10 protein-coding genes are annotated in these 11,683 nt (G+C 62.9%); all 10 read left to right on the plus strand.

Annotated elements, in window-relative coordinates; all coding sequences use genetic code 11:
• Nucleotides 1–434: 434 nt before the first annotated feature.
• A complete protein-coding gene (locus ACVWVY_RS33800; protein WP_456630439.1) occupies nucleotides 435–1,259 on the plus strand; it encodes an IclR family transcriptional regulator in 825 nt (274 codons plus the stop codon).
• Nucleotides 1,252–2,835: a gamma-glutamyltransferase family protein gene (locus ACVWVY_RS33805; RefSeq protein WP_456630440.1), complete on the plus strand. Its 1,584-nt coding sequence runs from the start codon at nucleotides 1,252–1,254 to the stop codon at nucleotides 2,833–2,835. The genes ACVWVY_RS33800 and ACVWVY_RS33805 overlap by 8 nt, the downstream gene beginning before the upstream one ends.
• A gap of 17 nt (nucleotides 2,836–2,852) precedes the next feature.
• On the plus strand, nucleotides 2,853–3,692 hold the full coding sequence (locus ACVWVY_RS33810) for an ABC transporter ATP-binding protein (RefSeq protein ID WP_456630441.1): 840 nt from the start codon (nucleotides 2,853–2,855) through the stop codon (nucleotides 3,690–3,692).
• Nucleotides 3,693–3,920: 228 nt separating this feature from the next.
• On the plus strand, nucleotides 3,921–4,556 hold the full coding sequence (locus ACVWVY_RS33815; RefSeq protein ID WP_456630442.1) for an ABC transporter permease: 636 nt from the start codon (nucleotides 3,921–3,923) through the stop codon (nucleotides 4,554–4,556).
• A 6-nt stretch (nucleotides 4,557–4,562) separates the two neighbouring features.
• Nucleotides 4,563–5,618 (plus strand): histone deacetylase family protein, encoded by a 1,056-nt coding sequence (locus ACVWVY_RS33820; protein WP_456630443.1) that lies wholly within the window; start codon nucleotides 4,563–4,565, stop codon nucleotides 5,616–5,618.
• Nucleotides 5,619–5,662: 44 nt separating this feature from the next.
• The gene (locus tag ACVWVY_RS33825) at nucleotides 5,663–6,727 is read left to right on the plus strand and encodes an ABC transporter substrate-binding protein (RefSeq protein WP_456630444.1); all 1,065 of its coding nucleotides are present in this window, start codon (nucleotides 5,663–5,665) and stop codon (nucleotides 6,725–6,727) included.
• 45 nt (nucleotides 6,728–6,772) lie between these two features.
• On the plus strand, nucleotides 6,773–8,104 hold the full coding sequence (locus ACVWVY_RS33830; RefSeq protein ID WP_456630445.1) for an aminotransferase class III-fold pyridoxal phosphate-dependent enzyme: 1,332 nt from the start codon (nucleotides 6,773–6,775) through the stop codon (nucleotides 8,102–8,104).
• Nucleotides 8,105–8,521: 417 nt separating this feature from the next.
• The gene (locus ACVWVY_RS33835) at nucleotides 8,522–9,772 is read left to right on the plus strand and encodes a GTP cyclohydrolase II (protein WP_456630446.1); all 1,251 of its coding nucleotides are present in this window, start codon (nucleotides 8,522–8,524) and stop codon (nucleotides 9,770–9,772) included.
• Between the two features lie 92 nt (nucleotides 9,773–9,864).
• Entirely contained in the window at nucleotides 9,865–11,031 is a 1,167-nt protein-coding gene (locus tag ACVWVY_RS33840) for a URC4/urg3 family protein (RefSeq protein WP_456630447.1), read from the plus strand.
• Nucleotides 11,032–11,046: 15 nt separating this feature from the next.
• Nucleotides 11,047–11,676 carry a uracil phosphoribosyltransferase gene (gene upp / locus ACVWVY_RS33845; protein WP_456630448.1) on the plus strand — a complete coding sequence of 210 codons (630 nt, stop codon included), beginning with the start codon at nucleotides 11,047–11,049 and terminating at the stop codon, nucleotides 11,674–11,676.
• Nucleotides 11,677–11,683 lie beyond the last annotated feature (7 nt).

An 11,683-nucleotide genomic window follows, 5' to 3' on the forward strand; every position in this document is an offset into this window, starting at 1 on the left:
AAGCAGTCGTATGCAGATTTGTGCCCGGGGCATTGGACCTGCGGATGCAAATGACTGGAAACTTTCTCGCAGCGCCGGCCCGACGCCCGAAGCCAGGATTGCCGCGTCAACGGCTCTTTCAGAGCCGGCTGCGCTGCGGTCACAACTCAATGAAATTGCACACGCGAGCGCGGGTTCGCGCTCGATGCAATCCGAGAAATCTTGCGGACTTTGCGGCCGAGCGGCGACCGATCGTGATCCGGTCTCGCATTTGTAATGCGACCATGCCCGTCGAATTTTGTCTCGCAGGTGCGAGCAATGGCACCGGCGCGTTCGATTTGAAGACATCGTGCCTGATATCCCATCGGTCTTTGCCTCTTGTTTTTGCGCAGGCACCCTTGACTCAATTAATTTCGAAGAGTGGAATTAAATTCTGAAAAGCGCATCGAGGTTCCATGGCCAGACTGACTGCGGTTGAGCGGAAGACCAGCACCAACACGTTGGAGGCTTCCTCCGACGACGTGCGGCTCGTGCAAGCTGTGGCGCGCGGCCTGTCGGTGCTCCGGGCGTTCAAGCCCGGCGAAAATTCACTGAGCAACAGCGAACTGGCCGAGCGCACAGGCCTGTCGAAGCCGACGATCTCGCGTTTGAGCCAGACACTTGCCGCGCTCGGCTACCTGTCGATCGTTCCCCGCACCGGGCACTACCAGCTCGGAGCCGGTATCGTCGCCTTGTGCCATTCGCTGCTCGCCGGCATGCCTCACCGGATCGCCGCCCGCCCCGTCCTGCAGGAAATCGCGGACTTCTCGCGCTTGCCCGCATCGGTCGGCATGCGCGACCAACTGGTCATGCTCACCATCGAGACGGCGCATCATCCGCAGATGCGGCCGGCACGGTTCGACCTGGGCTCGCGGCTGCCGATCGAGACTTCGGCCATGGGCCGCGCCTATCTATTCGCCCTGGCGGAGGATGAGCGCGGGGCGTTGCTGCGGCGGATCCAACTGCAGTGGCCACGCAGCGAGTGGCGCGGCGTGCGAGCGCGGATCGACACGGCCTTCGAGTCGATTGCCAAGCGCGGTTTCTGTGTGTCCCTCGGCGATCGCCAGCCAGATGTCTACGCGGTCGGCGCCCCCGTCGTGACGGCTGACGGCGCGGTTCTGGCTTTCAATTGCGGTGGAATGCCATCTGAGGTCACCGCCGCGCAACTCGAGAACGAGATCGGGCCGCGCCTTGCGCGCGCAGCCCGGCAAATTTCCATGGAGGCTCCAGGCGGTGCGTGACTTCACGAAACAAGGCCGATCGATGGCGGTTGGCGAGAACGGCACGATCTGCACATCGCATCCGGCTGCCTCCATGGCCGGCCTCGATATGCTGCGGTCGGGCGGCAATGCGGTCGACGCGGCCCTCGCCGCCATCGCCGTACTGGCCGTTGTCGAGCCGCACATGACCGGCATAGGCGGCGACTGCTTCGCGCTGTTCTCGATGGGCGGCGCGGCACCGATCGCGCTCGACGGTTCGGGGCGTGCGCCTGGCGCAGCAAAAGCCGAATGGTACGTCGATCGTGACATCCGTGAAATTCCACCAACCTCCGCCCATGCGGTGACGATACCCGGTGCGATCTCGGCGTGGTGCACGCTGAACCGTGATCATGGATCGAAGCCACTTTCAGAGATTCTTGCGCCGGCGATCCGCCTTGCCGAGGATGGCATGCGGGTGACGCCTCGCGTCGCCTGGGATTGGGGCCGGCAAATCGAGAAGCTCTCGGTAGATCCCGCGACCCGCGCCGCGTATCTCCCCGGCGGTCGCGCACCTGATGTTGGCGACCTCTTCCGCAACCGTGCGCTTGCCGAAACCCTGCGTTGCATCAGTCGCGAGGGCGCGGCCGGATTCTACACCGGCAAGGTAGCCAAGGCCCTGACCGCCAAACTGCGCGCGACTGGCGGGCTGCATCAGGAGGAAGACTTCGCCCGGCATCGCTGCGATTATGTGCAGCCGGTCGAGACCAGCTATCGCGGATACAAGGTCCACGAGTGTCCGCCGCCCGGACAGGGGTTGGCCGCCCTCATGATCCTGCGCGCTATCGAAAATCTGGCGCTTGGCGACAGCCGGCACAGCGAGGCGGATCGTATCCATCTTCTTGCCGAGGCCACCAAGGCGGCGTATCGCGCCCGCGATTCCTACTTCTGCGACCCGACGCAGGGCGACACGCCGGTTGCGCGGTTTCTTTCGGATGCATTTACCGCCCGGGTCAGAGATCGCATCGATCCCGGCAAGGCCTCGCTGCCTGAAGACTGGGACCTGACCGAGCATAAGGACACCGTGTATGTTTGCGCGGTCGATCGCGACCTCAACGCGGTGTCGTTGATCAACTCCCTGTTCGCGCCGTTCGGCAGCGGCATTTTCGAGCCGACGACGGGCGTTCTGCTGCACAACCGAGGAAGCGGATTCCGGACGGACCCCACGCACCCGTGCGTCATCGCGCCCCACAAGCGGCCGCTGCACACCATTATTCCCGGGCTGCTCTTCCGCGACGGCAAGCCGATCATGCCGTTTGGGGTGATGGGAGGGCACTACCAGGCCACGGGCCACGCGCACTTTCTCTCCCAGATTCTCGATCACGGGCTCGACATCCAGGCAGCAAGCGACGCGCCACGTTCATTCGCTTTCGACGGAAAGCTATCGCTCGAGAAGACAATCTCGCAGAGCGCGTTCGACGAACTCGCCCGCCGTGGACACGCGGTCAACTGGTCCGACTTCCCGATCGGAGGCGCGCAAGCGATCTGGATCGATCACCAGCGGGGAATCATGTTCGGCGCGTCCGATCATCGCAAGGATGGCATGGCCCTGGTGCTCTAGCCGGAAGGAACTGAGCAATGACGCTGTTGAAAGGCGCATCCGCCGCTGAGGCAAGTCCGGAGCACCGCCCGGCCGGCGCATCGAGCTCACGCGATTTCATCCGCATCAAGGAAGTCGGAAAACTGTTCGGCGGTCGCGGGCCGGTCGTGACCGCGCTTCAGGATATCAACCTCGATATCGACCTCGGGGAATTCGTCGCGGTTGTGGGTCCGTCGGGCTGCGGGAAATCGACGTTGCTTCGTATTCTCGCAGGACTGATCCCGACCAGTTCGGGAACTGTCTGGTTCGGCGATCGCAGGCTGGAGGGGCCGCGGCACGACATCGGCGTCGTGTTCCAGTCGCCAGTGCTGTTTCCCTGGCGTACCGTTCTCGACAACGTTCTGATCCCGATCGACGTCCAGAAGCTTGATCGCAAGAAGTATCTGTCGCGGGCGCGTGACCTCATTAATCTCGTTGGGTTGAGTGAGTTCGAACAGCGCTATCCTGCCGAGCTCTCCGGCGGCATGCAGCAGCGGGTCGGCATTGTCCGCGCCCTGGTGCACGATCCGGCGATGCTGCTCATGGACGAACCTTTCGGTGCGCTCGACGCCATGACGCGCGAGCACATGAACGTCGAATTGCAGCGCCTCTGGACGGCCCAGAGCAAGACGATCCTGTTCATCACCCATTCGATTTCCGAGGCCGTGTTTCTGGCCGACAGAGTCGTTGTGATGACGCCACGCCCGGGTCGCATCGCGGAGGTGCTCGACATCAACCTTCCTCGCGAGCGGACGCTCGACATGATGACCACCCCGCCGTTTGGCGAATACGTCCGCCGTATCCGCGCTCATTTCGGCACAGCTGGAGTCATGGACTGATGCCTGACCTCTCCTCGCTCGACACCGCCAAGAATCGAATTTTGAGCATCCTGCTGCTGTGCCTCGTGCTCGTCATCTGGCAGGCAAGTCCGGTTCTTTTCAAGATCCCCGCGTTCATCCTGCCGTCTGCGTCCGCCGTGGCCGAAGGGCTGTGGCGCGGCCTGACCAACGGTCTCTATCTCTATCACGGTGCGGTGACGTTGTTCGAGGTGCTTGCCGGCTTTGCGCTTGGCGGATCCCTCGGCCTCGCACTTGGAGTGGCCGTCGCACTCAACCGGCGTTTCGCCTACTTCATCTACCCTCTACATCATCATGTTCCAGTCGATGCCGAAGGTCGCGCTCGCGCCGCTGTTCGTTCTCTGGTTCGGCCTCGGCGTGACATCCAAGATCGTAACGGCGGCGCTGGTGGCTTTCTTTCCGATGATGATCAACACGATCTCCGGATTGAACTCTGCAGACAAGGACCGCATCGACCTCATCCGTTCGCTCGGCGGCAGCGAACGACAGGTATTCACCATGCTGCGGCTTCCGAGTGCCCTGCCCTTCATCATGGCGGGTCTCGAGATCGCCATGGCGCTGTCGCTGATCGGCACCGTTGTCACCGAGTTCCTCGGTGCGGACGCCGGGCTCGGCATGCTGATGCAAAGCATGAATTTCATGATGGACGTCGCCGGGTCGTTTTCCGTCCTGATCATTTTGGCGGTCGTCGGGCTCGTACTCAATCAGACGCTGATCATGATCCGCAACCGGGTGCTGTTCTGGGAGCGCCTTGGACGGGTTGACCCCGGAGCCGCCGCCGACACGACCATCGCCGAGCCGAAGGCTCCCCCAGCCGGCAACGCGCTCCCCGCATCGCAGAAGTGAACTTGCATGAAGGTCTATTACTCAAAACGTCAGCTTGAGCACCGTCCCCAGCAGATCATGCTGCTCGGCAAGCTCTCCCCGCCCGTCGAAAATCCGGATCGGCTGGAGGTGCTTGCCCGCAGGCTGACCGAGGCCGGCCTGAAGGAAACGCCACCTGCCGACCATGGCCGCGACGCCATCGAAGCCGTGCACAGCGCCGACTATGTCGACTTTCTCGCCTCCAGCTACGTGCGCTGGGCCGCCAATCCCAAGGCGGGGCCGGAGGTCCTGCCGAACACGCATCCGTACCGCGGCAAAGGATCGGCCCTTACCCCTTCGTCCAGACCGCGTTGCAGCGCGGTCAACGCCCAGGCGGGCTGGTACATCGGCGACCTCAATTGCGCCATCGGCGCCGGCACCTGGAGTGCGGTTTACGAATCGGCGCAGGCCGCGCTGTCTGCGGCGCACGCGGTTATCGATGGTGCCCCCTCTGCATTCGCGCTTTGCCGTCCCCCGGGACATCATGCATTCACCGACCGCGCCTCCGGCTTCTGCTTCCTCAACAACGCCGCCATTGCCGCCGATCTCATCGGCAAACGGACAGGCAAAGTGGCCATCCTCGATTTCGACACGCATCACGGAGACGGCACGCAGGCGATCTTTTATGGCCGCAAGGACGTGCTGTTCGCATCCGTGCACACCGATCCGACGACCTACTATCCCTACTTCTCGGGTTACGCCGACGAGCGCGGCCAGGGAGAGGGTCACGGCGCCAACCTCAACGTGCCGCTTGCTCCCGGCAGCGGCGACGAAGTCTTTCTCGACGCCTGCCGAAATCTCGTCGAAGCCGCGCGTGCGCACAAGACCGAGGTGCTCGTGGTGTCGGCCGGCTGGGACGCCCACCGCGACGACCCGCTGTCCCTGCTCGTCTCGACGGACGCCTTTGCACGAGTCGGCGAATTGCTCGCCGATCTGCAGCTTCCGACGCTGATCGTGCAGGAAGGCGGCTATTCGCTCGGAGCCTCCGAGAACGCGGCCGCAGCCTTTATCGGTGCATTCTGCTCACGACACAAACGGACCTGACGAGATGTCACCTCAACCAACCTGCAACAGAACTGGAGAGTAAGATGCGTCATACCTGTCTAGGTGCTGGCCTCGCCCTTTGCTCGCTGATCGCCGTTGCAGGCACGACCTCGCCCGCATTCGCACTGGACAAAGTGCGCCTGGGCTGGTGCACGAGCGTGATAACACACGGGGTCGCCCCGATCGCCGTTGCCACCAAGCTTGGCTGGTTCAAGCAGGAGGGCATTGAAGTCGAACTGGTGAATTTTCCGGGATCTTCGGACTGCGTCCGAAACGTTGCGACAGGCGAGGTGCTGGCCGCCGTCGCCACCCCAGAACCGGTCGCGATCCTGCAGCAGACGGGCGTGAAGACGCAGGTTTTCTACACCGCCTATCGCCGCAACATTTTTGGTGTCGCAGTGCCGGTGGACAGCCCCATCAAGAAATATGCGGATCTAAAAGACAAGAAAATCGGGGTGACCTCCATGGCCTCGGCCGGCGTCGTGCTGGCCCGGTCGGGCGCCTCCGATGCCGGTCTCGACCCCGATCGCGACATCCGCATCGTCGTGTCGGGGCAACCGGGACAAAGCGTCGTCCTGCTCCAGCGCAAGGAGATCGATGCCGTCAGCCAGTGGGACACACAATACACGCTGATGGGCCTTGCTGGCGTCCCCATGCGCATGCTCGAAGATCCCCTGATCGATTCTTTCCCGGCCAACAGCCTGGTGGCGAGCTCTGACTCGATCAAAAACAAGCGGAATCTGCTGGTGCGTCTGGCGCGCGCCTACACGATGGGCGTGGCCTATACTCTGAAAAATGCGCGTCAGGCCGCCGCTATCTTCCAGGAAGTCTACCCACAGGTCGTCCCGACCGGCCTTGCTCCAGACGCAGCGCTCGACCGGACAGCGACCCTGCTCAAGACCGTCTCTGAGAAGTGGACGCTCGACAAGCCCGGCGAGAACTGGGGTGAGAGCGACCTCAAGGTCTACCAGAGCTACCTCGATTGGCTGGTGCGGGCGAAGATCCTCAAGCAGCCTATGGATGCGAAGGAGATCGCAACAAACGACCTGGTCGGCGACATCAACAAGGACCTCGACCTCAAGTCCGTCGAACAGGCCTTGGCGCGTTAACGCGCCCGGTCGCCCGTCCACAGCATACAAGACTGGAGCACGTAAATGTCCCAAGCGAACCTCGACATTCCTCCGAACGACCTTGACGCCTACTGGATGCCGATGACGCCGAACCGACGCTTCAAGTCAGCGCCGGAGTTCTTTGTCGAGGCCAAGGGGATGCATTACAAGACCCCTGAAGGCCGGTCCGTGCTGGACGCCATTGCCGGCCTTTGGTGCGTCAATGCCGGGCATTGCCATCCCAAGATCATCGAGGCCATTCGCGACCAGGCGGGCAAGCTCGATTACGCATCAAGCTTCTCGCTCGGCCATCCGCTCGCGTTTCACTACACCAATCGCGTGATGGAAATCGCGCCGAAGGGATTTGACCACATCTTCCTTGCCGGATCCGGCTCCGAAGCGGTCGACACCGCATTGAAGATGGCGCTGGCCTTCCACCGGGCGCGCGGCGAGGGTCATCGCCAGCGCCTGATCGGACGCCAGCGCAGCTACCACGGAATGGGGTTCGGTGGACTCTCGGTTTCCGGCATCGGATGGCAGCGGGCCCAATTCGGCGTCTTGCTTCCGGGGGTGTCGCACCTTCCTCACACACATGATCTCACCCGCAACGCGTTCGCCAAGGGAGAGCCGGAACACGGTGTTGACTTTGCGGATGCGCTGGAAGGCCTCCTCACCTCGGTCGACCCCTCGACCGTCGCAGCCATCATCGTCGAACCGGTGGCTGGTGCCGGCGGCGTGCTGCCGCCGCCCAAGGGCTATCTCAAGCGGCTGCGCGAGATCACCAGCAAGCACGGCATCCTGCTGATCTTCGATGAGGTTGTCACCGGATTCGGAAGACTGGGAGCGCCCTTTGCTGCCCAGGCGCTTGGCGTTACACCCGACCTCATCACCTGCGCGAAGGGGATGAGCAACGGCGCTGTACCCATGGGAGGCGTGCTGGTTCATCATCATGTGCACGAGGCCATGTCGCAGGGTCCGGCGGCCACCGTCGAGTTCGCGCACGGCTACACCTACTCCGGCCACCCGCTTGCCTGTGCTGCGGCGCTTGCCACCCTCGATGTGTATCAGGAGGAAGGAATCTTCGAGAAGGTCGCGCGCATTGCCGGAAAATGGGAAGCCGCCATTCACGACATCAGGGGCGCCGGCGGCGTGGTTCGCGATATTCGCAACCTCGGCCTGCTTGGTGCCGTAGAGATCGAAGCTGCGCCAGATGCTCCCGGTCAACGGGCGCGGGCCGTGGCGAACCATTGTTTCGAAAACGGGGTCTTTGTTCGCGCCCTTGGCGATACGTTGATCCTGTCGCCACCTCTTGTCATCAACGAGGAGCAGATTGGTCAGATCGCCGACGGCATCAAGAACGGAATTCGGACGTTGTGAGATAGTCGACGTGGGGCATCTGACCGGGGTTCATGGTGGCGCTCGTCCACGTGAGCTTCACTCCGAAAACTGGTCCCGACCCACGGTGCTGCCCCGTGTTTTCCTGCTCCACGAAGTAACAAGGTCGTGCGCGCCGCGTGATCGTGCCCGACCGCGCGCGTCAGGCGCACGACGAATGGTCTCAATTCTCGATCTCGTTTTCAGCGATGGACCAAGGCGCTGCAACAACTGGTGGCGCGGCCCTTCGCAGAAAGGTTAACGTCCGATGCAGTGCAGCGGTAACGGACTTCAAATCCCCGTTGTGCTCGCACCAAATCCGACTATACTGCTTTCTCAGCTGCAACCGCTGCTGATTTTATCGTTGGTGACCAGGCCCGTCTATCCAGGCGGGCCGTCGCCGTTTCAGGGTTCGTAGCGATGACTCGTTCCAATCGGATTGATCATATTCGCATTACGTCGCACCCGGCACCGGGTGCCAAGCTCAAATTCCCGATCACCTGGGGCGCACCCAGCGCCCGCGAACGCGGACCAGTGATCGGCACCGTTTCGCGCCCGGCCGACCGCAACGTGATCGGCACGCATGGCGGCTCCTATTCGGTCTATCGTGCGCTCGCCGTCTCGTCCGGCGCGCTCGACCCGATCCGACGTCCGGATCTCACCAACACCCACCCTGCTGAAACGGTCGGGCCGTTTCCACAATGGGCCGAGCCGCAGCGGATCGTCTCGCTCGATCCATGGGGACATCTCGCCGCGGAAAACTTCGCGAGCGAGATCACTGAGGGCACCGACATCCGTCCGAGCATCGCCATCACGCGCGCCCGGCTCGATCTGCCCGAACTGCAAGCCGCGATCGAAGCCGGACGGCTCAAGCAGGATGGCGAGGTCGTGCACAAGAACGGCAGCGTCTCCGTGGTCAAGATTGCAATCGATCCGGTCTGGTACCTGCCCGGCCTGGCAGAGCGCTTCGCCACCACCGAGAACAATCTGCGCCGGCAACTGTTCGAGCAGACCGCCGGCATGTTTCCGGAACTGGTGACACGGCCCGACCTGCAGGTCTTTCTGCCGCCGATCGGCGGTACGACAGCCTATCTGTTCGGCGACGTCAGCAAACTGCCGGACCACAGCACCAGGATAACCTGCCGTGTGCATGACGAATGCAACGGCTCCGACGTGTTTGGTTCTGACATCTGCACCTGCCGTCCATATTTGATTCACGGCATCGAGGAATGCGCGCGCGCAGGCCAAAGCGGCGGCCTCGGCATCATCATCTACAATCGCAAGGAAGGCCGCGCCCTCGGCGAAGTGACAAAATTTCTCGTCTATAACGCCCGCAAGCGTCAGGAAGGCGGCGATGCCGCGGCCCAGTATTTCGAGCGCACCGAATGTGTCGCCGGTGTCCAGGACGCTCGCTTCCAGCAACTGATGCCGGACGTGGTGCACTGGCTCGGCCTCAAGCGGATCGATCGCTTCGTTTCCATGAGCGACATGAAGCACGATGCGTTGACCAGTCAGGGCATCGAGATCGTCGAGCGCGTGCCGATCCCCGACGACATGATCCCGGCCGACGCGCATGTGGAAATCGCGGCAAAGAAGGCCGCGGGTTACTACACGCCGGAGCCGCAGCAAGACCCGGACAACCCGGTCGGTCGTTCGCTGGAAAAATATTGAGAGAGGCGGCGGCCTTGTCCCTTGCAAATCCGGAGACGTCAGCCGCTTTGACGTTGTTAAGTGCGAAAGCAGTCCGCGAGCGCGCTCACCGCATGCTCGCGATCGGCCTTGAAGACAAGCTTCCGAACTTTCGCATCGACCTCGATCGCATGGACAGCGCGGTCGATCTGGTGCTGGAAACGACGCGCAACGCCTACCCTTCGTTCGACGTGCCGTTTCATTCGCGCTGGCGGCACTTCGCCACCAATGGGGACGATCGATGGGCCGCTGTCGCCAACCGGACCGGCTGGCCCGATCGCGCGGCCCGCGCCCGGGCCGAGTTCGATCTGGCCATCGTCAGCGTCTTCCTCGATGCCGGCGCCGGTCCATCGTGGCGCTACCGCGATCCAAAAACCGGATCGGCGATCGGCCGTTCGGAAGGATTGGGGCTGGCCAGCCTTGCCATATTCACGGGCGGCGCATTCTCGGCCTCCCCCCTTGAGCCGTTGCGCGTCGATGCCGATATGCTCGCAAATTTTTGCGTTGCCGACCTCGAGCGCGGCATGCAGGTCTCGGATACCAATCCGCTGGTCGGGATGGACGGCCGCGCCGACCTGCTGCGTCGCCTCGGCCGGCTGGTGGCCTCGAAACCGGAAATATTCGGCAGCCGCGACACGCCGCGGCCCGGCGGCCTGTACGACCGGCTTGCGATGCTGGCAGACGGTGGAAAGCTGCCTGCCCCTACGATTTTAACGGAACTACTGCAACAACTCGGGCCGATCTGGCCATCGCGGCTGACGCTGGGCGGAGTCGCGCTCGGCGACTGCTGGCGGCATCCTGCGCTGACGACCGCGGATGCTACCAGTGGCCTGGTGCCGCTGCACAAGCTCTCGCAATGGCTGGCGTATTCTCTCATCGAACCGCTACAGACATCCGGTATCGACGTGACCGATATCGATGGCCTGACGGGACTAGCCGAATATCGCAATGGCGGGCTGTTCGTCGATAGCGGCGTGCTGGCGTTTCGCGACTCGGCAGATGCCGAGCGAGAGCATGAGGTATCGTCACCGCTTGTCGTGGAATGGCGCGCGCTGACGGTGGCGCTGCTCGACCGCGTCGCAGATGGTCTGCGGCAGCGGATTGGACGCGATGCCGTTTCGATGCCGCTGGCAAAAATTCTCGAGGGCGGCACCTGGGCTGCGGGTCGACGGCTGGCGCGCGAACGCCGCGCGGACGCCTCGCCTCCGGTGAAAGTGATTAGCGACGGCACGGTTTTCTAGATCGAGGTTAGAGACATGGACGGCGTTACGATCGTTAGCCACCCGCTGGTGCAGCACAAGCTGACGCTGCTGCGGCAGAAAGACATTTCAACCAAGTCGTTTCGCGAACTCCTCAAGGAGATCGGGATGCTGCTTTGTTACGAGGTCACCCGCGACCTGCCGCTGGCCGATATCGAAATCGAAACGCCGCTTGCAAAGATGAAGTCGCCGCAGATCGCGGGCAAGAAGCTGGTGTTCGCGCCGGTGCTGCGGGCCGGCGTGACCTTCGCGGATGGCATGCTCGACCTGGTGCCGACCGCACGGATCGCGCATATCGGCCTTTACCGCGAACCGGAAACTTTCACTGCGGTAGAATATTTCTTCAAGGCGCCGAGCGATCTGCACGAGCGGCTGGTGATCGTGATCTCGCCGGTGCTGGCTACGGCGAACTCTGCGGTTGCCGCGGTCGACCGGCTGAAGGAGCGCGGGGCGAACGACATTCGACTGGTCTGTCTGATCGGCGCGCCGGAAGGCGTTGAACGCATACGCGGCATTCACCCGGACGTTCCGATCTGGCTCGCGGCGATCGACCAGGGGCTGGACGACAACGCCTACATTGTGCCGGGTCTCGGCGACGCTGGCGACCGCACCTACGGCACCAAGTAGGTCGGCG

Source organism: Bradyrhizobium sp. URHC0002, assembly GCF_054059515.1.